Origin of the sequence: Kineococcus auxinigenes, assembly GCF_050871525.1 — a bacterium.
GTDB lineage: Bacteria > Actinomycetota > Actinomycetes > Actinomycetales > Kineococcaceae > Kineococcus.
In genome coordinates this window covers 110043-132134 of record NZ_JBKBCT010000001.1, presented here as the reverse complement: position 1 = coordinate 132134, position 22092 = coordinate 110043, and the positions used below count along the sequence as shown (strand labels likewise).

Annotated in this window: 24 protein-coding genes; 1 reads left to right on the top strand and 23 read right to left on the bottom strand. The window is 76.5% G+C overall.

Features of this window, described 5'->3' with window-relative positions; all coding sequences use genetic code 11:
* Positions 1–45 precede the first annotated feature (45 nt).
* From ACRYR9_RS00595 to ACRYR9_RS00510, 18 genes are all read right to left on the bottom strand, one after another.
* Complete coding sequence (locus tag ACRYR9_RS00595; RefSeq protein ID WP_432491671.1) at positions 46–372, bottom strand: DUF2469 domain-containing protein; 327 nt, start codon at positions 370–372, stop codon at positions 46–48.
* 7 nt (positions 373–379) lie between these two features.
* On the bottom strand, positions 380–1135 hold the full coding sequence (locus ACRYR9_RS00590; protein ID WP_432491669.1) for a ribonuclease HII: 756 nt from the start codon (positions 1133–1135) through the stop codon (positions 380–382).
* Positions 1132–1887 carry a signal peptidase I gene (lepB, locus tag ACRYR9_RS00585; RefSeq protein WP_432491667.1) on the bottom strand — a complete coding sequence of 252 codons (756 nt, stop codon included), beginning with the start codon at positions 1885–1887 and terminating at the stop codon, positions 1132–1134. The genes ACRYR9_RS00590 and lepB (ACRYR9_RS00585) overlap by 4 nt, the downstream gene beginning before the upstream one ends.
* Entirely contained in the window at positions 1884–2549 is a 666-nt protein-coding gene (gene lepB / locus ACRYR9_RS00580) for a signal peptidase I (protein ID WP_432491665.1), read from the bottom strand. The genes lepB (ACRYR9_RS00585) and lepB (ACRYR9_RS00580) overlap by 4 nt, the downstream gene beginning before the upstream one ends.
* Positions 2550–2713: 164 nt before the next feature.
* Positions 2714–3076, bottom strand: coding sequence for a 50S ribosomal protein L19 (gene rplS, locus ACRYR9_RS00575; RefSeq protein WP_432491663.1), 363 nt, complete (start codon positions 3074–3076; stop codon positions 2714–2716).
* 159 nt (positions 3077–3235) lie between these two features.
* Positions 3236–4075, bottom strand: coding sequence for a tRNA (guanosine(37)-N1)-methyltransferase TrmD (trmD, locus tag ACRYR9_RS00570; RefSeq protein ID WP_432491661.1), 840 nt, complete (start codon positions 4073–4075; stop codon positions 3236–3238).
* 1 nt (position 4076) lies between these two features.
* Complete coding sequence (gene rimM / locus ACRYR9_RS00565; protein WP_432491659.1) at positions 4077–4607, bottom strand: ribosome maturation factor RimM; 531 nt, start codon at positions 4605–4607, stop codon at positions 4077–4079.
* Between the two features lie 112 nt (positions 4608–4719).
* Positions 4720–4959 carry an RNA-binding protein gene (locus ACRYR9_RS00560; RefSeq protein WP_432491658.1) on the bottom strand — a complete coding sequence of 80 codons (240 nt, stop codon included), beginning with the start codon at positions 4957–4959 and terminating at the stop codon, positions 4720–4722.
* A gap of 4 nt (positions 4960–4963) precedes the next feature.
* Positions 4964–5326 (bottom strand): 30S ribosomal protein S16, encoded by a 363-nt coding sequence (rpsP, locus tag ACRYR9_RS00555; RefSeq protein ID WP_432491656.1) that lies wholly within the window; start codon positions 5324–5326, stop codon positions 4964–4966.
* Positions 5327–5488: 162 nt separating this feature from the next.
* Positions 5489–6583, bottom strand: coding sequence for an amidohydrolase family protein (locus tag ACRYR9_RS00550; RefSeq protein WP_432491814.1), 1095 nt, complete (start codon positions 6581–6583; stop codon positions 5489–5491).
* Between the two features lie 34 nt (positions 6584–6617).
* Positions 6618–8198 (bottom strand): signal recognition particle protein, encoded by a 1581-nt coding sequence (gene ffh / locus ACRYR9_RS00545; RefSeq protein WP_432491654.1) that lies wholly within the window; start codon positions 8196–8198, stop codon positions 6618–6620.
* A gap of 50 nt (positions 8199–8248) precedes the next feature.
* A complete protein-coding gene (locus tag ACRYR9_RS00540; RefSeq protein ID WP_432491812.1) occupies positions 8249–10618 on the bottom strand; it encodes a [protein-PII] uridylyltransferase in 2370 nt (789 codons plus the stop codon).
* 58 nt (positions 10619–10676) lie between these two features.
* Positions 10677–11015, bottom strand: a complete 339-nt coding sequence (locus tag ACRYR9_RS00535; protein WP_432491652.1) for a P-II family nitrogen regulator — start codon at positions 11013–11015, stop codon at positions 10677–10679.
* Entirely contained in the window at positions 11012–12355 is a 1344-nt protein-coding gene (locus ACRYR9_RS00530; protein WP_432491650.1) for an ammonium transporter, read from the bottom strand. The genes ACRYR9_RS00535 and ACRYR9_RS00530 overlap by 4 nt, the downstream gene beginning before the upstream one ends.
* A 290-nt stretch (positions 12356–12645) precedes the next feature.
* Positions 12646–13845 carry a signal recognition particle-docking protein FtsY gene (ftsY, locus tag ACRYR9_RS00525; RefSeq protein ID WP_432491648.1) on the bottom strand — a complete coding sequence of 400 codons (1200 nt, stop codon included), beginning with the start codon at positions 13843–13845 and terminating at the stop codon, positions 12646–12648.
* Between the two features lie 84 nt (positions 13846–13929).
* Positions 13930–14196, bottom strand: coding sequence for a hypothetical protein (locus tag ACRYR9_RS00520; protein ID WP_432491646.1), 267 nt, complete (start codon positions 14194–14196; stop codon positions 13930–13932).
* Between the two features lie 144 nt (positions 14197–14340).
* Complete coding sequence (gene smc / locus ACRYR9_RS00515) at positions 14341–17934, bottom strand: chromosome segregation protein SMC (protein WP_432491644.1); 3594 nt, start codon at positions 17932–17934, stop codon at positions 14341–14343.
* A 58-nt stretch (positions 17935–17992) separates the two neighbouring features.
* Positions 17993–18274, bottom strand: a complete 282-nt coding sequence (locus tag ACRYR9_RS00510) for an acylphosphatase (RefSeq protein ID WP_432491810.1) — start codon at positions 18272–18274, stop codon at positions 17993–17995.
* A gap of 77 nt (positions 18275–18351) precedes the next feature.
* On the opposite strand from ACRYR9_RS00510, the gene ACRYR9_RS00505 reads away from it, so the two are divergent.
* Positions 18352–18813: a hypothetical protein gene (locus tag ACRYR9_RS00505; RefSeq protein ID WP_432491642.1), complete on the top strand. Its 462-nt coding sequence runs from the start codon at positions 18352–18354 to the stop codon at positions 18811–18813.
* A gap of 24 nt (positions 18814–18837) precedes the next feature.
* On the opposite strand, the gene mutM is transcribed toward ACRYR9_RS00505, so the two are convergent.
* The 5 genes from mutM to ACRYR9_RS00480 all read right to left on the bottom strand — a co-directional run bounded on the left by mutM (position 18838) and on the right by ACRYR9_RS00480 (position 22092).
* Positions 18838–19788, bottom strand: coding sequence for a bifunctional DNA-formamidopyrimidine glycosylase/DNA-(apurinic or apyrimidinic site) lyase (mutM, locus tag ACRYR9_RS00500; RefSeq protein ID WP_432491640.1), 951 nt, complete (start codon positions 19786–19788; stop codon positions 18838–18840).
* A 7-nt stretch (positions 19789–19795) separates the two neighbouring features.
* A complete protein-coding gene (gene rnc / locus ACRYR9_RS00495) occupies positions 19796–20485 on the bottom strand; it encodes a ribonuclease III (protein ID WP_432491638.1) in 690 nt (229 codons plus the stop codon).
* A 61-nt stretch (positions 20486–20546) separates the two neighbouring features.
* The gene (rpmF, locus tag ACRYR9_RS00490; protein WP_166611797.1) at positions 20547–20750 is read right to left on the bottom strand and encodes a 50S ribosomal protein L32; all 204 of its coding nucleotides are present in this window, start codon (positions 20748–20750) and stop codon (positions 20547–20549) included.
* A 2-nt stretch (positions 20751–20752) separates the two neighbouring features.
* Positions 20753–21346: a YceD family protein gene (locus ACRYR9_RS00485; protein ID WP_432491636.1), complete on the bottom strand. Its 594-nt coding sequence runs from the start codon at positions 21344–21346 to the stop codon at positions 20753–20755.
* Between the two features lie 209 nt (positions 21347–21555).
* Positions 21556–22092: an ATP synthase subunit B family protein gene (locus ACRYR9_RS00480; RefSeq protein ID WP_432491634.1), complete on the bottom strand. Its 537-nt coding sequence runs from the start codon at positions 22090–22092 to the stop codon at positions 21556–21558.

Sequence of the window (22092 nt, the reverse complement as noted above, 5' to 3'; positions counted from 1 at the left end):
CGGCCCGCCGCCCGCCGGCGGGCGGGCTGTGCAGAGCGCGGCGCGTCAGCGGTCGCGCAGCTGCGGGGTGTCGGGGACCTCGATGTCGCGCTTCTGCAGCTCCTCGACGTTGACGTCCTTGAACGTCACCACGCGCACGTCGCGCACGAAGCGCGCCGGGCGGTAGACGTCCCACACCCAGGCGTCGTGCAGGGTGAGCTCGAAGTACGTCTCCCCGTCACCGGTGCGCACCTGCAGGTCCACGGAGTTGGCGAGGTAGAAGCGCCGCTCCGTCTCGACCACGTAGGAGAAGAGCGACACGACGTCCCGGTACTCGCGGTAGAGCTGCAGCTCCATCTCGGTCTCGTAGTTCTCGAGGTCCTCGGCGCTCACGGGACCATCATGCCCCCCGCGCCCCGCCGTTCCGGCCGGGCGGGGGCGGCAGCGGCGCCCGCGTGTCGGCGGCGGCGCGCGGGGCCGGCAGGGCGGCGGTCGGCAGGCGCCAGCTGAGCCGGTGCTGCGGGCAGCGGCCGTGCGCGGCGATGGCCGCCAGGTGCCCGGGAGCGCCGTAGCCCTTGTTGGCCGCCCAGTCGTAGTGCGGGTGCTCGGCGTGCCTGCGCACCATGACCGCGTCGCGCTCGACCTTGGCCAGCACGCTCGCCCCGGCCACGGCCGCGCAGGTGGTGTCGGCCTTGACGCGGGTGGTCACCGGCGGTGCGGCGCAGGGCGGCTCGTCCTCCCCCAGGCCCGGCAGGGTGCTGGCCGGCGGGTCGCTGAGCCAGTCGTGGCTGCCGTCGAGGACCACCACCGAGGGCGGCTCGGGCAGCCGTGCGAGCGCGCGGCGACCCGCCAGGCGCAGGGCCGCGGTGGTGCCCAGCGCGTCGACCTCGGCCGGCTCGGCGTGCCCCACGGCCCACGCCACGGCCCAGCCGCGCAGGGCCGGCACGAGCGCCTCGCGGGCGACGGCGGTGAGCAGCTTGGAGTCGCGCAGGCCCGCCGGGGCGCTGCCGGTGCCGGGACCGACGACCAGCACGCCCACGCTCACCGGGCCGGCGAGGGCTCCGCGGCCCACCTCGTCGATGCCCGCCACCAGGTGGTGCCCGGCGCGCAGCAGGGAGCGCTCCAGGCGCAGGGTGGGAGCGGGGGTGGGGCTCACCCGACCCCCGTGCGGCCGGGCACCTGAGCGAAGGCCTCGGGCGTGCCCAGCCAGTCCAGGTGCGACAGCGGCCACACGACGGCGTAGGCGCGGCCCACCACGTGGTCCAGCGGCACGAAGCCGTCGTACTGCTTGTCGCCGTTGTAGCGGGAGTCGGCCGACTCGGCGCGGTTGTCGCCCATGACCCACAGCCGGTCCTCGGGGACGGTGACGTCGAAGGTCACCTGGCTGGGCTCGGCGCCGGGGAAGAGGTACGCGCTCTCGTCGACCGGCACGTCGTTCACGGTGGTGCGGCCCTGCTCGTCGCAGCAGACCACGTGGTCGCCGGGCAGCCCCACCACCCGCTTGATGAGGTGCTCGTCGGAGTCCTCCGGCAGCAGCCCGACGAAGGTCAGGACGTCGGCGACGACGGCGCCCACCGGGCCGCGCTCGGGCTCAGGGGTGTCCGTCAGCCAGCCGCCGGGGTCGGCGAAGACGACGACGTCGCCGCGGTGCAGCGCGAACGGGCCGGGCGTGAGCTTGCTGACCACGACGCGGTCGCCGATGTCGAGGGTGCGCTCCATCGACTGCGAGGGGATGTAGAAGGCCTGCAGCAGGAACGTCTTGACGACCAGGGAGACGACCAGCGCCACCGCGACGACGAGGACGGTCTCGCGCACCGCGGCCAGCACGCCGCCGCCGCGCTGACGGGCCGGTCGGGCCGCGCCGCCCTGCCCCGCGGGCTGCTCGCCGGCCGCGTCGTCCGCGCTCACGCGCCCACCCCCCGGCCCACGGTGCCGATCTGCGAGGGCGGCCAGCTGACCGCGACGACGCGGCCCACGACGTCCTCCAGGGCGATGGTGCCGCCGCCGGGCGCGGCGAGGTGGGAGCGGGAGTCCACGGACCGGCTGCGGTGGTCGCCCATCACCCACACCCTGCCCTCGGGGACCTCGATGTCGAACTCGACGTCGCTGGCGCCGTCACCGGGGTGCAGGTAGGGCTCCTCCAGGGGTTCGCCGTCGACGAGCAGGCGGCCCTGCTCGTCGCAGCAGGTGATGCGCTCGCCGGGCAGGCCCACGACCCGCTTGACGTAGTCGCTCTCGCCGGGGTGGAAGCCGAGCAGCCCGCCCACGGCCGCTCCCAGGGCGGCCAGACCCTCGGGCTCGGCCGGGGAGGGCGCGAAGGTGCCGGTGCCGTCGAAGACGACGACGTCGCCGCGGCGCACGTCCTGCGCGCCCACGCGCCAGACCAGGACGCGCTGGCCGGGCTCCAGGGTGGGGCTCATGGAGTCCGAGGGGATGGAGAAGGTCTGGACCACGAAGCTGCGCAGCACCAGCGCCACGAGCAGGGCCACGGCCAGGACGGCGACGGCGCGCCCACCCCGGGAGGTGCGCCGGTGCGGGCGCGGAGCCGTCGTCGGGCGGGTGGTGGTCACGGTGCTCCTGGCTGCGGGGGTGCGGCGGTCGCGCTGCAGGCGGACCCCGGCGCGGTCCCGATGCTAGTGGCCGTCGGCGGTGCCGGTCCGGGCGGCGCGCGAGGGGCCGGGACGACGACGGGCCGGGCCCCGCGGGGACCCGGCCCGTCGTGGCTGAGGACCGCTCAGCCGCGCGGCGACGTGGAGTCGCGACGCTCCTTGATCTTGGCGGCCTTGCCGCGCAGGTCGCGCAGGTAGTACAGCTTCGCGCGCTTGACGTCACCGCGGGTGACGACCTCGATCTTCTCGAGGATCGGGGTGTGCAGCGGGAAGGTGCGCTCCACGCCGACGCCGAAGCTGACCTTGCGGACCGTGAAGCTCTCGCGCACGCCGCCGCCGGTGCGGCGGATGACGACGCCCTGGAAGACCTGGACGCGGGAGCGGTTGCCCTCGACGACCTTGACGTGGACCTTGAGGGTGTCGCCGGCGCGGAACTCCGGGACGTCGTCGCGCAGGCTGGCGGCGTCGACGGTGTCGAGCACGTGCATGGTGTCGCTCTTCTCCCCTGCCGGCGCCACAGGTCCCCGGCTCGGGCATCGGTCCCGCGACGGGTGTCTCCGGCCGGGTGCGCCCCCTGTGGCGGGCGCACCGCCCCGCCCGGGGGCAGGGGTCACCGGCCGTCGCGGCTGGTTGGTGTGGTCAGCTGTTCAGTCTGCCACAGCGGACGGGGCCGGATCGAACCCGTGCGCGCCGGGGACGTAGCCCTCCTCGGCGAGCACGGCCCGGTCCGCGGCGCTGCAGCGGGCGGGGTCGAGACGGGCCAGCAGGTCGGGGCGGCGCCGGGCGGTGCGGCGCAGCGCCTGCTCGCGCCGCCAGCGCGCCACCGCCCCGTGGTCGCCGCTGGACAGCACCGCGGGCACGTCCAGCCCGCGCCAGCTGGCGGGCTTGGTGTAGGCGGGGTGCTCCAGCAGCCCGTCGTGCTCGGCGGCGTGACTCTCCTCGGCCAGGCTGGCGGCGTTGCCGACGACCCCCGGCAGCAGCCGGGCCACCGCCTCGACGACGACGAGCACGGCGACCTCCCCGCCGTTGAGCACGTAGTCGCCCAGGGAGACCTCGCGCACCCGCACGCCGCGCGAGCGGTAGTGCTCGGCGACGCGCGCGTCGATGCCCTCGTAGCGCCCGCACGCGAACACCAGCCACGGCTCGGCCGCGAGCTCCACGGCCAGCGCCTGGGTGAAGACCTCCCCGACGGGACTGGGCACCAGCAGCACCGGCCCGTCCCCGCCGTCCTCGCCGTCCCCGCCGACACCGTCGGGCGGGTCGGCCAGGACCGCGTCCAGCGCCTCGCCCCAGGGCTCGGGCTTCATCAGCAGGCCGGCGCCGCCGCCGTAGGGGGTGTCGTCGACGGTGCGGTGCCGGTCGTGGGTGTGCTCGCGCAGGTCGTGCACGCGCACGTCGAGCAGGCCCTGGGCGCGCGCCTTGCCGATGAGGGACAGCGACAGCGGTGCGAGGTACTCGCCGAAGATGGAGACGACGTCGACGCGCACCTCAGGCCCCGTCCTCGTCGCCGGGCAGCTCGGCGAACAGCCCGCCGGGCGGGTCCAGGACGACCCGCCCGCCGGCCACGTCGACCGTCGGCACCAGCCGCTCCACGAAGGGCACCAGCACCTCGCGCCCGTCGGTGCCGGTGACGACCAGCAGGTCCTGGGCGGTGCCGGTGAGCAGGTCGGCGACCGTGCCCAGCGCTGTGCCGTCGGCGCTCACCGCGGCCAGGCCCCGCAGCTGGTGCGGGTACCAGGCGTCCTCCTCGGCACCCGCGTCCTCGTCGACGTCGGCCAGCAGGAGGGTGTCGCGCAGCGCCTCCACGGCGCTGCGGTCGTCCACCCCGGTGAACGTGACGAGCAGCGTGCCGGTGTGCCAGCGGGCGGAGGCCACGGTGAGCGGGCCGCGGGCGGGCGGGTCGGTGCGCAGGACCGCGCCGGGGGCGAAGCGCTCCTCGGGCGCGTCGGTGCGCAGCTCGAGGGTCACCTCGCCGCGCACGCCGTGCGGGCGGCCGATGCGGGCGACGACGTACTCCACGGCGGTCTCTCCTGGGCGGTGCTGGGATGCGTGCAGAGGGGTGTGCGGGGGTGGAACGCAGCGAGCGCCGGGGTCGCGGTCGGCGACCCCGGCGCTCACCGGTGGTGCGGGTTCAGCGGCGGTCGACCTCGACGAGGTCGACGCGGACCTGGCGCCCGGGGGCCAGGGCACCGACGACGGTGCGCAGTGCCTTGGCCGTGCGGCCGGAGCGGCCGATGACCCGGCCCAGGTCCTCGGGGTGCACGCGGACCTCGAGCAGGGGGCCGCGGCGCGACGTCTTGGACGTCACGCGCACGTCGTCCGGGTGCCCGACGATGCCGCGCACGAGGTGCTCGAGGGCGTCCGCGAGCACCGGGTCAGGACTCCGAGGCCGGGGCCTCCGCGGCGGCGGGGGCCGGGGACGCGGCAGTGGCCTGCTTGGTGGTGGTGGAGGGCTGCTGGTAGCGACCCTCGGCACCCTTGGTGCCCTTAAACTTCTGCCAGTCGCCGGTGACCTTGAGCAGCGCGGCGACCTGCTCGGAGGGCTGCGCGCCGACCCCGAGCCAGTACTGCGCCCGGTCGGACTTGATCTCGATGGTCGAGGGGTGCGTCATCGGGTTGTAGACGCCGATCTCCTCGATGGCGCGGCCGTCGCGCTTGGAGCGCGAGTCCGCGACGACGACGCGGTAGAACGGCGAACGCATCTTGCCGATGCGCTTCAGGCGGATCTTGACAGCCACGTGGGGAAGTCTCCGGTTCTCATCAGGGTGAGCCGCCACCACCCGGTGTGGGGACGCCGGTGAGCGGGGCTCGTGGACGCGAACGCTGCGGGTGAGAGGGTCCCTGGGCGTTCGGGTGCACCCGCCATTGTGCCAGAGGTGCGCGGTGCCGCTCGACCGCCGTCAGCGCAGCGCCGCTCCCGCCACCGCGCGCCCGCGCAGCACCACCGCGCGCGGCCGGCGCAGCACGCCGAGGTCGGCGCGCGGGTCGCCGTCCAGGACCAGCAGGTCCGCGGGCGCACCCTCGGCCAGCGCCGGGTGACCCAGCCAGCGCCGCGCCGACCAGGCCGCGGCGTCCAGGGCCGCCGCGCGCGGCAGTCCCGCGGCCACCAGCTCGTGCAGCTCGTCCACGACGAGGCCGTGCGGCAGGACGCTGCCGGCGTCGGTGCCGGCGAAGACGGGCGCCCCGGCCTCGTGCAGGGCGGCGACGGTGGCGTACCGGCGCGCGTGCAGCGCCCTCATGTGCGCCGCGTACGCGGGGAACCTCACCTCCCCGCGCTCGGCGATGCCTGGGAAGGTCGCGATGTTGACCAGGGTGGGCACGACCGCGACGCCGCGGGCGGCCACGGCCTCGATCGTGGCGGCGCTCAGGCCGGTGCCGTGCTCGATGCCGTCCACGCCGGCGGCGAGGAGGTCCTCCACGCCCTCCTCGCCGAACTGGTGCACCGTGACGCGGGCACCGAGCGCGTGGGCGGCCTCGACACCGGCGCGCAGCACGTCGGCCGGCCAGCAGGGGGCGAGGTCGCCGCGGGAGCGGTCGATCCAGTCGCCCACGAGCTTGACCCAGCCGTCGCCGCGGCGGGCCTCGGCGCGCACGTGCTCGACGAGGTCCTCCGGCTCGATCTCGTGGGCCAGCCCGCGCAGGTACCGCTTCGTGCGGGCGATGTGCCGGCCGGCGCGCACGATGCGCGGCAGGTCCTCGCGCTCGTCGATCCAGCGGGTCTGCGAGGCCGAGCCCGCGTCGCGCAGCAGCAGCGCACCGGCGTCGCGGTCGGCGAGCGCCTGCGCCTCGCTGGTGGCGTCGTCGACCCACCCGGTGGGGCCCACCCCGACGTGGCAGTGCGCGTCCACCAGGCCGGGCAGCACCCACCCCGGCAGCTCGGTGGTGCTCGCGCCGGCGGGGCGGGAGAAGGTCAGCCGGCCGCCGACCACCCACGCCTCGCCGCGCACCTCGTCCGGGCCGGTCAGCACCGGCCCGCTCAGGTGCAGGGCCTCGATGCCGGCCACGCCGCCGCCCGCTCCGCGTCCCGGCTCAGCGACCGCCGAGGAACTTGTCGAAGCCCTTGGGCAGGTTCAGCTGCGAGGGGTCGAACTCCGCGGGCGGCTGCGCGGCGCCGAAGGCGGAGCCGCCGCCGGGCTCGCTGGTGATCGCCCGCGAGGCGGCCGCCCGCTCCTGCTCGGCGCGCTTGGCCGGGTTGCCGGACTTGCCCTTGCGGCCCTTGGCGGCCGCGGCGCGCGCCTTCTGCTTCTTGGAGGCGCCGCCCGCCACGCCGGGCATGCCGGGGATGCCGGGCAGCCCACCGCCGCCCAGGCCGTTGCGCATCTGCCGCATCATCTTCTGCGCCTGCCCGAAGCGCTCGAGCATGTCGTTGACGGCGGAGGTGCTGGCTCCGCAGCCGGCGGCGATGCGGGCGCGGCGCGAGCCGTTGATGATGCGCGGCTGGCGGCGCTCCAGGGGGGTCATCGAGCGGACCATCGCCTCGATGCGGTCGAACTCGCGCTCGTCGAAGGCGTCGAGCTGGTCGCGCAGCTGGGCCATGCCGGGCAGCATCCCGAGCATCTTCTTGATCGAGCCCATGTTGCGCACGGCGTTGAGCTGCTGGAGGAAGTCGTCGAGGGTGAAGTCCTCGTCGGCGGCGAACTTGGCCGCCATGGACTGCGCCTGCTCGGCGTCGAACGCCCTCTCGGCCTGCTCGATGAGGGTGAGGACGTCACCCATGTCCAGGATGCGCGAGGCCATCCGGTCGGGGTGGAAGAGCTCGAAGTCGTCGAGCTTCTCGCCGGTGGAGGCGAACACGACCGGCTGGCCGGTGACCTGGCGCACCGACAGGGCGGCGCCGCCGCGGGCGTCGCCGTCGAGCTTGGTGAGGACCACGCCGTCGAAGCCGACGCCGTCGCGGAACGCCTCGGCGGTGGCCACGGCGTCCTGGCCGATCATGGCGTCCAGGACGAAGAGCACCTCGTCGGGGGTGACGGCGGCGCGGATGTCGATGGCCTGCTGCATCATCTCGGCGTCCACGCCGGTGCGGCCGGCGGTGTCCACGACGACGACGTCGTGGTGGTGGTGGCGGGCGTGCTCGACGCTGGCGCGGGCCACCGCGACGGGGTCGCCGACGCCGTTGCCGGGCTCGGGGGCGAAGACGTCCACCCCGGCGCGCTCACCGGTGATCTGCAGCTGGTTCACCGCGTTGGGGCGCTGCAGGTCGCAGGCCACCAGCAGCGGGCGGTGCCCGTTGTGCTTGAGGTAGCGGCCCAGCTTGCCCGCCAGGGTGGTCTTGCCGGCGCCCTGCAGGCCGGCCAGCATGATCACCGTCGGGGGGTTCTTCGCGAAGCGCAGCCGGCGGGTCTCGCCGCCGAGGATCGCCACGAGCTCCTCGTTGACGATCTTGACGACCTGCTGGGCCGGGTTCAGGGCCTGGGAGACCTCCAGGCCGGTGGCCCGCTCGCGCACCTGCGCGGTGAACTCGCGCACCACGGGCAGCGCGACGTCGGCGTCGAGCAGGGCCCGGCGGATCTCGCGGACGGTCGCGTCGACGTCCTCGGCGGACAGCCGCCCCTTGCCGCGCAGGGACTTGAACGTCGCGGTGAGGCGGTCGGAGAGCGTGGCGAACACCTGCTCAGCCTACGGGAGGCGCGCCGCGGCCCCGCCAGCCCGCCCGCCCGTCAGCCCGGCACCTCCGCGGCGTCCGACAGCGCGCGCACCGCCATCGCCACCCGCGGCGGCGTCAGCAGCCGCCCGTCCGCCTCGGCCAGGTACAGGGTGTCCACCGCCTGGGCGGCGTAGGTGGCCACGTGCGCGGAGCGGATGTCGACGCCCTCGGTGGCCAGCGCCCGCCCCAGCGCGTGCAGCAGCCCGGGGCGGTCGGCCGCGCGCACCTCCAGGACGGTGGCCCGCTCGGAGGCGCCGGGCAGGATCACCACCCGCGGGTGCGCCACCAGCGCGCGCACCCCGCCGGTGGGCCGGGGGGTGCGCGCGTCGCGGGCCGCCAGCCGGTCCAGCAGGGCGACGTCGCCGGCCGCGATGCGCTCCAGGCCCTGCCGCAGCAGCTCCGCCGCCGGGGCGTCGCCGGAGGGTGACTCCACCCACCAGGAGTCCACGGCCACCCCGCCCAGGGTGCGCACCAGGGCCGAGCGCACCAGCAGGCGGTGCCCGGCCAGCAGGCCCGCCAGGTCCGCGAACAGGCCCGTGCGGTCGCGCGCCACGACCCGCACGACGAGGAAGCCGTCGACCTCGCGCACGTCCACGCGGGTGGGGCCCCCGGCGGCCACGTCCGCGGCCAGCGCCTGCTCCTCGGGGTCGAAGCCGCCCACGGCGGGCACCGGCTCCCCCGCCAGGCTGGCGCGCGCCCGGGCCACCAGGTCGTCGACCAGCCGCGCCCGCCACGGCGACCAGGCCGCGGGCCCGGCCGCGCGGGCGTCGGCCTCGGTCAGCGCCCGCAGCAGGTCCAGCACGTCCGAGCGCCCGTCCACGGCCGCCACGAGCGCCTCGACCGTGCGCGGGTCGTCGGGGTCGCGGCGGGTGGCCAGGTCCACCAGCGTCAGGTGCTCGGCGACGAGGCGCTCCACCACCGCCGCGTCAGCGGGTTCCAGGCCGGCGCGCTCGCACGCCCGGCGGGCCAGCGGCGCGCCGGTGCGGGCGTGGTCCTGCGACCCGGCCACCTTGCCGATGTCGTGCAGCAGGCAGGCCAGCAGCAGCAGGTCCGGGCGCGGCACGTCCCGCACGGCGGCGCGCGCGGCCACCGCGGTCTCGATGAGGTGGCGGTCCACCGTCCAGCGGTGCACCGCGTTGCGCTGGGGGCGGTTGCGCACGGCCGTCCACTCGGGCACCCAGCGCTCCACCAGGCCCACCTGGTCCAGCTGCTCCCACACCGGCACCTGCGCCGGCCCGGCGGCCAGCAGCTCCAGCAGCGCCTCGCGGGCGGCCGACGGCCACGGGACGGGCAGCGGCGGGCAGGTGGAGACGAGGTGCTCCAGGGTGGCCGGCGAGAGCGGCAGGTCCGCGCGCACGGCGGTCGCGGCCGCGCGCAGCGGCAGCACCGGGTCCTGCGCCGGCACCGCGCCGGCGCCCAGGACGACCTCGCCGTCGTGCTCGACCAGGCCGTGGCCCAGCGAGCGCAGCCGGGGGCGGCGCCCCGCGGCGCGGAAGCGGCGCGAGGGCCCCGACTGACGGGCGCGGCGGGCGGTGGTGTCCACGGCGGCGCAGACGGTGCGGGCGGCCTGCGCCAGCGCGGCCAGCAGGAGGTCCGCGTCGGCGTAGCCGCAGACGACCGCCACGGCGTCCTGCTCGGGCAGCACGAGGCGCTCGCCGGGGCGCCCCGTGCACGCGTGGAGCCCGTCGCGCACGTCCAGCAGCACCTCGTGCGCTGCGTCGACGGCGCCGTGCGGGCGGTCGGTGAGCCAGGTGGCGACCAGCGCGCGCAGCGCGACCACGTCGCGCAGGCCCCCGCGGGCCTCCTTCAGGTCCGGTTCCAGCAGGTGCGCCAGCTCACCGCACCGGGCGGCGCGCTCGGCCAGCGACTCCAGCACCTGCGGCAGGCGCCGCCGGGCACCGGCCCGCCAGTCGTCCAGCAGGTGCCCGCGGGTGCGGGCGACCAGGCCGCCGTCACCGGCGACCACCCGCAGGTCCAGCAGCCCGATCGCGGCGGTCAGGTCCGCGGCGGCGACCTCGCGGCACTGGCGCGCCGTGCGCACCGAGTGGTCCAGGCGCAGCCCGGTGTCCCACAGGGGGTACCAGAGGCGGTCCGCCAGGGCCGCGACGTCGTCGGCGCCCAGGCGCCCGTCGTGCAGCAGCACCAGGTCGACGTCGCTGGCGGGGCCGCAGTCGCCGCGGGCCAGGGACCCCACGCACGCCAGGGCGAGCCCCGTGGTGGCGCCGGCGGGACCGTCCGGGTCGGCGAGCAGCTGCGGCAGCGGGGCGACGGCGCGGTCCCACACGTCGCGCAGGCGGGACTCCACGAGCTGGACCAGCTCGGCGCGGCGGTGCGGGCCGGGTCGCCCGGCCCGCACCGCCAGCGCGAGCCGCTCGGTGCGCAGGTCGGCGCTCAGCGCCGCCCCCGCGGCCGCGCGGACCTGGTCGTGCCGGGACGGGTGCTCACAGCGCGTCCGGCCCGTGCTCGCCGGTGCGCACCCGCACCACGTCCTCCACGTGCTGGGTCCACACCTTGCCGTCGCCGATGCGCCCGGTCTGCGCGCTCTTGACGACGACCTCGACGAGGTCGTCGACGTCGTCGTCGTCGACGAGGACCTCCACGCGCACCTTGGGGACCATGTCCACGGTGTACTCCGCACCGCGGTAGACCTCGGTGTGGCCGCGCTGGCGGCCGTAGCCGGAGGCCTCGGAGATCGTCAGGCCCTGCACCCCGTAGGACTCCAGGGCGGACTTCACGTCGTCGAGCTTGTGCGGCTTGATGATGGCGGTGAGCAGCTTCACGCGGAGACCTCCGAGGACGAACCTGTGGTGGAACGGCGGGCGTCGGGACGGGGCGCTCCGCCGCCGCCACCGAGGTGGCCGCCGCCGAGGGTGCCCCAGTCGTAGCCGGACTCGGCGTGCTCGACGGTGTCGATGCCGACGGCCTCGTCCTCGGCGTCCAGGCGGAAGCCCATCGTCTTCTGGATCGCCAGGCCGATGACCCAGGTGACGACGAAGGAGAAGACCAGGACGGCGAGGGCGCCGACGACCTGGCGCCACAGCTGGTCCACGCCGCCGCCGTAGAAGAGGCCGTCGACGCCGTTGGGGGCGTCGGCGGTGGCCAGGAAGCCCACGGCGATCGTGCCCCACAGGCCACCGACGAGGTGCACGCCGACGACGTCGAGGGAGTCGTCGTAGCCGAGCTTGTACTTCAGGCCCACGGCCAGGGCGCACAGGACGCCGGCGAGGACGCCGATCACGATGGCGCCGATCGGGTTGACGGCCGCGCAGGCCGGGGTGATGGCGACCAGGCCGGCGACGGCGCCGGAGGCGGCGCCCAGGGAGGTGGCGTGCCCGTCGCGGAACCGCTCGGTGAGCAGCCAGCCCAGGATCGCGGCGGAGGTGGCCACCAGGGTGTTGACCCACGCGACGGCGGCCGTGTTGCCGGAGGAGACGGCCGAGCCGGCGTTGAAGCCGAACCAGCCGAACCACAGCAGCCCGGCGCCCAGCATGACCATCGGCAGGTTGTGCGGGCGCATCGGCTCGCGGCCGAAGCCCTTGCGGTTGCCCAGGACGAGCACGAGGGCGAGGGCGGCGGCGCCGGCGTTGATGTGGATGGCGGTGCCGCCGGCGAAGTCGATGGCCTCGATGCCGTTGGCGATCCAGCCGCCCACGACGCCGGCGTCGTCGTTGTCGAAGGCGAAGACCCAGTGCGCCACGGGGAAGTACACGATCGTGGCCCACACGCCGGCGAAGACCATCCACGCGCCGAACTTGGCGCGGTCGGCGATGGCGCCGGAGATCAGGGCGACGGCGAGGATGGCGAAGGCGGCCTGGAAGCCGACGAACGCCATGCCGGGCAGGGTGGCGGACAGGTTGTCCTCGCCCAGCAGGCCGTTCAGACCCAGGTGCTCGAACGGGTCGCCCAGCAGGCCGCCGCCGACGTCGTTCCCGAACGCCATCGAATAGCCGTACAGCACCCACAGGACCCCGATCAGGCCGAGGGCGCCGAAGCTCATCATCATCATGTTCAGGACGCTCTTGGCGCGGACCATGCCGCCGTAGAAGAGCGCGAGGCCGGGGGTCATCAGCAGCACGAACGAGGCGCTGGTGAGGACCCAGGCGGTGTCACCGGTATCCATGGGCAACGGGGCCTTCCGCGAGGCCGGCGCGTGCCGGCGGGGGGACGGGGTCGCCGCGAGGTGCGCGGCGGGGCTGGTCGGTGGAACGGGAGCAACCGTGGACCCGCCCTGTTACACCCGCGTCCACCGCGTGTTTCGCACCGGTGACGAGCCCGGCAGCCGTGTGAACTTCGTGTTACGCGCCCCGGACGCGAAGGGCCCCGCCGCACGGGGTGCGACGGGGCCGGTGGTGCGGGCCGGTGGTGCGGGCCGGTGGTGCGGGCCGGGGGGGCGGCCGGTGGTGGGTCGGGTCAGGACAGCAGCGCGTCCACGAACGCCTCGGCCTCGAAGGGCGCCAGGTCGTCCGGGCCCTCCCCCAGGCCGATCAGCTTCACCGGCACGCCCAGCTGGCGCTGCACGGCCACGACGATGCCGCCCTTGGCGGTGCCGTCCAGCTTGGTCAGCACGATGCCGGTGACCTGCACGACCTCGGAGAAGACCGCCGCCTGGCGCAGCCCGTTCTGCCCGGTGGTGGCGTCCAGCACGAGCAGCACCTCGTCCACGGGGCCGTGGCGCTCCACGACCCGCTTGACCTTGCCCAGCTCGTCCATGAGCCCGGCCTTGTTCTGCAGGCGCCCGGCGGTGTCCACCAGGACGACGTCGGCACCGGCCTCCGCACCGGCCTTGACGGCGTCGAAGGCGACCGAGGCGGGGTCGGCGCCGTCGCGCTCGGAGCGCACCGTGGGCACGCCGACGCGCTCGCCCCAGGTGGCCAGCTGCTCGGCCGCCGCGGCGCGGAAGGTGTCGGCGGCGCCCAGCACCACGTCCTTGTCCTCGGCGACGAGCACCCGGGCGAGCTTGCCGACGGTGGTGGTCTTGCCGGTGCCGTTGACGCCCACCACGAGGACGACCGCGGGTCGGTCCCCGTGGCGCTGCGTGGCCAGGGAGCGGTCCACGTCGGGGCCGATGGCCGCCAGCAGCTCCTCGCGCAGCAGCTCCCGCAGCTGGGCCGGCTCGCGGGTGCCGAGCACCCGCACCCGCTCGCGCAGGTGGTCGACGATCTCGGTGGTGGGGCCGACACCGACGTCCGCCAGCAGCAGCGTCTCCTCGACCTCCTCCCAGGTGGACTCGTCGAGGGTGTCGCGCGAGAGCAGCGCCAGCAGGCCCTGGCCCAGGGCGGAGTTGGAGCGCGCCAGCCGCTCGCGCAGCCGGACCAGGCGCCCGACGGCGGACTCGGGCCGCTCGGTGAGGGGGCCGGCGGGCTCCTCGGGCAGCTCCACGACGTCCACGGCGCGGCTGGGCGAGTCGCGGGGCACCTCCGCGTCGTCCCCGACCCCGGGCAGGGGGTCGGTGTCCGATCGCGGGCCGAGGCTGGAGCGGCCGGCCTGCTCCCCCGCGCGCGGCGGCAGCGAGGAGCGGCGCCGCCGCGGGCGCACCAGGCCCGCGACGGCACCGACCGCCGCGAGGGCGATCAGGACGGCGACGCCGATGAGGATGTCGAGGGTTCCCACGGGGGCCGATCCTCCCAGACCCGTGCGGCGGCGTCCGCCGGCCGTCCCGGCGCGTCGGGCGCGGAGCCGCGCGTCAGGTGCGCGTCAGCGGGCGCGGGCGGCCTCGGCCTCGTCGCCCGGGCGGGCCCGGTGCGCCGCCAGGCGGTGGGCGAGGTGCTCGGCGTGCGCGCGGGCGCGGGCGCGGGCCCGGGCGGCGGCGCGCAGCAGCACCGGCGTCCAGCGGGCCGCGAGGGCGTCCAGGCGAGCCTGGAGCCGGCTGCCCCGGGCGCGCATGGGCGGCGCGGCGACGGAGAGCAGGACCGCCAGCGCGAGTCCCACCACGAGGAAGAACGTCACGATCAGCGTCGTCATCACCACGAGGACAACAGTGCCCCGCGCGTCCCGGGTGCACCACCGCGCCACGACGATGTTGCCGCTCCGTGACCAACCCTTCGCAGATGCGTCACCACCCGGTTCCCGGTGGCACCGGCCCGCGGGTTCCGGGAACGGTCCCCGTCAGGCCGGTGCGGCCTCGCGCAGCCGCTGGCTGACGACGGTGCTGATGCCGTCGCCGCGCATCGTCACCCCGTACAGGGCGTCGGCGATCTGCATGGTGCGCTTCTGGTGCGTGATGACGATGAGCTGGCTGGAGGCGCGCAGCTCCTCGAACAGGGTGATCAGCCGCGACAGGTTCGCGTCGTCCAGCGCGGCCTCGACCTCGTCCAGGACGTAGAAGGGGCTGGGGCGGGCGCGGAAGATCGCCACGAGCAGCGCCACCGCGGCCAGCGAGCGCTCCCCGCCGGACAGCAGCGACAGCCGCTTGACCTTCTTGCCGGCCGGGCGCGCCTCCACCTCGATGCCGGTGGCGAGCATGTCGCGCGGGTCGGTCAGCACCAGGCGGCCCTCACCGCCGGGGAACAGGCGCGGGAAGACCTGCTCGAACTGGGCGGAGACGTCCGCGAACGCCTCGGAGAAGACCCGCTCGACGCGCTCGTCCACCTCCTTGACGATGTCCAGCAGGTCCTTGCGGGACTTCTTCAGGTCCTCGGACTGGGTGACGAGGAAGGCGTGGCGCTCCTCCATCGCCGCGTACTCCTCCAGCGCGAGCGGGTTGACCGTGCCCAGCTGCGCCAGGGCCCGCTCGGCGGCGCGGCGGCGCTTGTCCTGCTCGGCGCGCACGTAGGGGCGCGGCTGCGGCGGCTCGTCGGGCTCGGGGTCTCCGGGCGCCGGCGGGGACGGCGGCACGAGCTGGTCGGGGCCGAACTCGGCGACCAGGACGTCGGGGTCGGTGCCCAGCTCCTCGACCGCCCGGGTGCGCAGCGCCTCGATGCGCCAGCGCTGCTGGGCGCGCGCGACCTCGTCGGCGTGCCGGGAGTCGCCCAGGCGGTGCTGCTCGGCCGTGAGCGCCTCGACGGCGCGGCGGGCGGTGCCCACCTCCTCCTCGAAGCGGGCGCGGGCCGCCTCGGCCGCCTCGCGCAGCCGCGACGCCTCGGCGGCGGAGGTCTCCCAGTGCGCCAGGGCCCGGTCGGCACCCTCGCGCACACCGGTGGCGACGCGGGCCTGCTCGGCCCGCCGGGCGCGGCGGGCCGCGGCCCGCTCCCGCGCGCGCAGCTCCTCGGCGGCCTGCCGCTCCAGGGCGTCGGCGCGGCCGGCCAGGGCGCGGGCGCGCTCCTCGGTGGTGCGCAGCGCCAGGCGCGCCTCCGTCTCGGCGCGGCCCAGGGACCGGGCGTGCTCGGCCAGGCGGTCGCGCTCGTCGGTGGAGGTGGCGGTGTCGTCGTCGTCGGGGGCGGCGGAGGCGGCCTCGTGGCGCTCGCCGAGCTCGGCGAGCTGGGCGCGGTCGGCCTCGAGGCGCTCGGCGACCTGGGTGCGGGTGGCGAGCGTGCGCTCGGCCTCGGCGGCCGCGGCGCGCACCGCGGCACCCAGCTGGGCCAGCTGCTCGGCGACGGCGTTCATCCGCGCGTCGTTCTCGTGCAGGCGCTCCAGGACCGCCTCGACCCGGTCGGCGGCCTGCTCACGAGCGTGCTGGGCGCCGGTGAGGGCGAACTGGGCGCGCTGCAGGCGGTGCTCGGCGGCGCTGAGGGCGTCGGTGGCCTCGTCCACGGCGGCCTGCACCTGCAGCAGGCTGGGCGCCGAGGCGGAACCGCCCGCCGCGCGGTGGGTGGAGAGCACGTCGCCGTCGCGGGTGGCGGCGACCAGGTCGGGCCGGGCGGCGACCACGGCGCGGGCCGTGCCCAGGTCGGCGACGACCACGACGTCGCCGAGCAGCCGCGCCAGCGCCCCGGCCAGCTCGGCGGGGGCCTTCAGCAGCGCCAGCGCGGGGCGGGCCCCCTCGGGCAGGGCGCCGGCGGCGGGGTCCTCGGCGGGGGTGGTGGGGGGTGCACCAGCCCCGGCCAGGACCATCCCGGCGCGCCCGGCGTCCTCGGCGCGCAGGTGCTCGATCGCGGCGACCGCCTCGGCCGGGCCGGCCAGGACCACGGCGTCGGCGGCCGCACCGAGCGCGGCGGCCACGGCCTGCTCCCAGCCGCTCTCCACCTCCAGCAGCGCCGCCACCGAACCCAGCACCCCGGACACGGCGGGCCCGGCGGCCAGCAGCGCCCCGGCGCCGTCGCCGCGCGCCAGCCCGATCTCCAGGGCCTCCTTGCGCGCGGCCCAGCCGGCCCGCTCCTGCGCGGCGGCGCGCTCCTCGGCGCGGGCGGCCTCGCAGGCGCCCTCCGCGTCGGCGAGCGCGGCGGCGGCGGCCTCGTGCTCGGCGTCCAGGCCCTCCTCGCCCTCCTCGACGCCGGCGACCTGGGTCTCCAGGGCGGAGAAGTCCGAGCGGGCGCGCTCGCGGCGCTGCTCGGCGTCCGCCAGCGCACCGGACAGGCGCTCCAGCTCGGCCTCGGCGGCCTCCACTCGGCTGCGCGCGGCGGCGACCTGCCCGCCCAGGCGGGCCAGGCCCTCGCGCCGGTCGGCGGCGGCGCGCAGCGCGGCGGCCACCCGGCGGTCCTCCTCGGCGGCGGCGCGGTCGGCCTCGGCCCGGCGGGCCAGCACGTCGTCCAGGGCGGCGCGGTGCTCGGCGACCCTGCCGGTCAGCTCGGCCTCCTCCGCGCGCACCCGCGCGGCCGCGGCGGACAGCTCCTCCGGGTCGCGCCGGCCGGTCTGCTCGTCGGTCTCGGCGGCCAGCAGCCGCAGGCGCTCGGCGGCCAGCGCCCGCACGCCGCGCAGCCGCTCGGCCAGGGCCTGCAGGCGGTGGTGGGTCTCCACGGCGCGGGCGAGGTCGGGGGCGGCGGCCGCGGCGGCGGCCTCCGCGGCGCGCAACCGGCCGGTGGCTTCGGCCAGCTCGGCCTCCACCCGCTGCTGGCGCTGCTGCAGCGCGGCCTCGTCGGCCTCCTCGCGCTGCAGCGAGCTGGTGGCCTGCACGAGGTCGTCGGCGAGCAGCCGCAGGCGCGCGTCGCGCAGGTCGGCCTGCACGACCTGCGCGCGCCGGGCCGCCTCGGCCTGCCGGCCCAGGGGCTTGAGCTGCCGGCGGATCTCGGTGACCAGGTCGGCGACGCGGGTGAGGTTGCCCTCCATCGCGTCGAGCTTGCGCAGCGCCTTCTCCTTGCGGCGGCGGTGCTTCAGGACGCCGGCGGCCTCCTCCACGAACGCGCGCCGCTCCTCGGGGGAGGCGTGCAGCACCGCGTCGATCTGGCCCTGCCCGACGATGACGTGCATCTCGCGGCCGATGCCGGAGTCGCTGAGCAGCTCCTGCACGTCCAGCAGGCGGCACTGCGCGCCGTTGATCGCGTACTCGGAGCCGCCGGTGCGGAACATCGTCCGGGTGATCGTCACCTCGGCGTACTCGATGGGCAGGGCCCCGTCGGAGTTGTCGATGGTGAGGCTGACCTCCGCGCGGCCCAGCGCGGCGCGCCCGGCCGGGCCGGTGGTGCCGGCGAAGATGACGTCCTCCATCTTGCCGCCGCGCAGGCTCTTGGCGCTGTGCTCCCCCATCACCCAGGTCAGAGCGTCCACGACGTTGGACTTGCCCGAGCCGTTCGGGCCGACCACGCACGTGATGCCCGGCTCCAGCCGCAGCGTCGTCGCCGACGCGAACGACTTGAACCCCTTGAGGGTGAGGGTCTTCAGGTGCACGGGCAAGGAGCCTAACTTCGCCCCGGGCCCCGCCCGGGACGCCGCGCGGTGGGGACGCTCAGCGCGTGGTGAAGCCGCTGACGCCGCGGGCGGCGGTGCGGTGGGCGACGACGGCGGTGACCCGGCCCGGTCGCTCGTGCGCGCTGGGCTGCTCGCGCAGGCGCTCCAGCAGCTCCTCCAGCCGCCGCGCCGGGCCCTCGGCGACGACCTCGACGCGTCCGTCGCTCTTGTTGACGGCCCGCCCGGACAGGCCGAGCTCCAGGGCCTGCGAACGCGTCCACCAGCGGAAGCCGACGCCCTGCACGTCGCCGGAGACGAAGACGGTCAACCGCTCGGGCACCGGGGGCGTCCCGCCCGCCGCGGTCGAGGTGTCCACGACGGGCAGCGTAGGGGCGCGACGGCGGGCAGGATGCCCCGGTGAGCTGGAACGGAGCCGACCTGTTCGCCACCGGGGGCCTGGAGTCGCTGCCGCCCGGGTTCAGCGCGGGGGCGGGCACCTCGCAGGTGTTCGAGGGGTTCCCCGTGGCCGCCGCGGTGCGCGACGGCCTGCTGCACGTGCACTTCGCGGCGGCGGCGCTGGAGCAGGTGCCCGAGTCCCTGGCTGCGAGCAGCGGGGGCGAGCGGGCGCTGGCCGTCCTGTACTCGGGGACCACCGACACCTACGTGCTCGAGGCCGCCGACACCGGGCACACGTCACGGCTGCTGGTGATCAGCGAGGGCGAGGTGGTCGTGGACGAGGGCGCACCGTCGCCGTACGAGGCGGCACCGCGCGCGGACACCGAGGGGTGGCTCTTCGGACTCGTCGAGGAGCTCACCGGCACCTCCGTGACCGCGCTGCCCGGCGTCACCGAGACGTGGACGGAGCTGCGCCCGGGGTGAGGGGCCAGCGGGTCGCGGGGGCGGTCAGGCGGCCGGGGTGCGCGGTGCCGGCTGGCACGCCGGGCAGGTGAACGACGAACGGTTCATGAAGGCGTCGCGCCGCACCGGCGTGCCGCACCGCGGGCACGGCCGCCCCGCCTGCCCGTACACCGCCAGGGAGCGGTCGAAGTACCCGCTGGCGCCGTTGACGTTGACGTACAGGGCGTCGAAGCTCGTGCCGCCCGCGGCCAGCGCCGCCGTCATCACCTCGCGCAACCCGGCCAGCAGCACCTCCACCTGCGCGGCGCGCAGCGTGCGGGTGGGCCGGGCGTAGTGCAGGCGAGCGCGCCACAGGGCCTCGTCGGCGTAGATGTTGCCGACCCCGGAGATCAGCGCCTGGTCCAGCAGGGCGCGCTTGAGGCCGGTGGTGCGCTCGCGCAGCCGCCGGGCGAACGCGGCGTCGTCGAAGGCGGGGTCCAGCGGGTCGCGGGCGATGTGCGCGACCGGCGCGGGCAGGAACGGGCCCCACGCGGCGCCCGGGTCCTCGCCCAGCCCGCCGGGGCCGCCGTCGGGGGTGGGCACCAGGGGGACGACGGCGAGGCCGCCGAAGGTGCGCTGGTCCACGAACCGCAGCTCCGTGCCCGCCGCGCCGTCCGGGGTGCGGGAGCCGTCGAAGCGCCAGCGGGCGCGCAGGTGCTTCTCCTCCGGGGCGTCCTCGGCCTCCACGAGCAGCTGGCCGCTCATCCCCAGGTGCACCACGAGCGCCTCGGCGGCCGCGCCACGCAGCGGGTCCACCAGCGGCAGCCACAGGTACTTGCCGCGGCGCACGGCGTCGGCGAGGACGGTCCCGTCCAGGCGGGCCACGGCGTCGGCGGGGCCGGCGACGTGGCGGCGCGCCACCCGCGGGTGCAGCAGGTGCGTCTCGCGCACGCGGCGGCCGGCGACCCAGCGGGCCAGGCCGCGGCGCACGACCTCGACCTCGGGGAGCTCGGGCACGCCCCGCTCAGCCCTGCGTGCGGGCGGCGTGCGCGGCCTGCGCCTCCTGCAGCGCCTGCACGGCGGTCGCGGCGGCCTTCTGCTCGGCCTCCTTCTTGCTGCGCCCCTCGCCGTGGCCCAAGGCGGTGCCGCCGACGACGGCGTCGGCGGCGAAGCTCTTGGCGTGGTCCGGGCCGGAGTCGGTGATCGCGTAGGAGGGCACGCCCAGCCCGGAGGCGGCGGTCAGCTCCTGCAGGGCCGTCTTCCAGTCGGTGCCGGCGCCCAGGCGCTCGGAGGACTCCAGCACGCCCGCGGTCAGGCGCAGCACGAACTCGCGCGCAGCCTCCAGCCCCAGCGACAGGTAGGCGGCACCGATGACCGCCTCCATGGTGTCGGCGAGGATGGAGGACTTGTCCCGCCCGCCGGTGGTCTCCTCGCCCTTGCCCAGGCGCACGTGGGCGCCGAGGTCCAGACCGCGGGCGATCTCGGCCAGCGCGCGGGAGTTCACGACCGCCGCGCGCAGCTTCGCCAGCCGGCCCTCGGAGACGTCCGGGTGGCGGTGGTACAGGCTGTCGGTCACGACGAGCCCCAGGACGGAGTCGCCGAGGAACTCCAGGCGCTCGTTGGTCGGCAGACCACCGTGCTCGTACGCGTACGAGCGGTGCGTCAGCGCCTGCACGAGCAGGTCGGCGTCGATGTCGACGCCGAGGGCACCCACCAGCCGGGCGACGTCGGGGACGTCGCCCGACCGGGTGGCGCGGTCCTGTTGAGCGGTCAGCTCAGAGGTCCTTGACCTTGCGGCCCTTGTACTCCAGGTACAGGGGGGTGCCGGCGGAGTCGGTCACGACGCGCGCGGTGTGCGGGCGCTGGTAGGCGACCTGGCCGCGCTGCACGGTGCGGGTCAGCGTCTCCTCGGACGCCTTCCACTGGGCGCGGCGCGACCGCGTGTTGCTGCGGGACATCTTCCGCTTCGGGACGGCCACGGTCAGCTCTTCTCTCTCGGGTCGGACGGGGTCTGGCCGGGCTGCTGCTCGAGCAGGCCCTGCAGGGCGGCCCACCGGGGGTCCGCCGGCTCTTCGGTGTCCTCGGCGCCGCCGGGCGTGCGCTCGGAGACGCCGATCTCGTAGTCCTGCTGGCACGGGCCGTCGCACTCGGGCTGGAACGGCAGCTCCAGCACGACCGCGTCGCGCACCGCGGGCTCGAGGTCGATGAGCTCGCCGGGGGCGACCTCGCGGACCTCGTCGTCGTCCTCGCCGACCTCGGCGGGCGTCTTGCCGGGGTAGGCGAACAGCTCCTGGACCTCGACCTCGACGTCCTCGGTCACCTCGGTCAGGCAGCGCACGCACTCGCCCACGGCCCGGCCGCGGACGGTGCCGGAGACCAGCACGCCCTCCATGACCGCTTCCATCCGCAGGTCCAGCTCGAGGTCGCTGCCCTCGGGGACGCCGATCACGGCGATGCCCAGGTCCGCCGGGGCCGGGACCGTGCGCCGCAGCGTGCGCATCGTGCCCGGGCGACGGCCCAGCTCGTGGGTGGACAGCACCAGCGGGGCGCCGGGGTCCAGCCGACCCTCCTGCACCTTGACCACTCGTCCTGCCTCTCACGCTCGGAGCACCACGCGGGTGCCGCATCGGAGCACCACGCGGCCCCGCCGCCCGTGGTCGTCCCCACCCTGACGGCACGGGTGCCGAGGGGTGGTGGCGCTCACCGGCGTCGAGGCCGGGGTCAAGGGTAACCGAGCAGGGCGCCCGGTACCGAATCGCACCCCGCCGGGTGGTCCCGGAGCGCTCAGCCCTCCTGTGCGGGGCGCGGTGCCGGGTGCGCCCCGGCGGCCGCGGGAGCGTCCCGGGGCTCCTCGGCGACCGCCCCGTCCTGCTCGGGGGCGCGCACCTTCAGCCGGTCCCGCCCGCGGCGGGCCTGCTGCTGCAGGCGCTCCAGCTCCTCCTCGAAGTCGCCGAGCTTGCCGTCGCACCAGGCGTCGGCGTCCAGCCGCAACCGCTTGGCCTCCTCGCGGGCCGTGGCCACGATGTGCTCGGCGCGCTCGCGGGCGGCGCGCGTGACGGCCTGGGACTCGGTGAGCTCCTCGGCCTGCGCGCGCGCCTGCGAGAGCACCCGTTCGGACTCCGCGCGCGCCGCCTCGAGGACCTCGTCGCGCTGGGCCAGCACGTCGCCGGCCTGCTGGACCTCCGCCGGCAGCAGGCGCCGCACCTCCGCGACGAGCCGGAGCAGCTGCTCGCGGTCCACGACCACGGACGACGACAGGGGCACCGCGCGCGCCCCCGACACGAGCGCGGCGAGCTCACCGAGCTTCTCGTGCACTTCCAC

Coding starts and splice junctions, on each gene's coding strand:
- rplS (WP_432491663.1), bottom strand. CDS start 3,076: ATGCACGTGCTCGACACCGTCGACGCCGCCAGCCTGCGCGACGACGTC.
- ACRYR9_RS00530 (WP_432491650.1), bottom strand. CDS start 12,355: ATGGATACCGGTGACACCGCCTGGGTCCTCACCAGCGCCTCGTTCGTG.
- ACRYR9_RS00520 (WP_432491646.1), bottom strand. CDS start 14,196: ATGACGACGCTGATCGTGACGTTCTTCCTCGTGGTGGGACTCGCGCTG.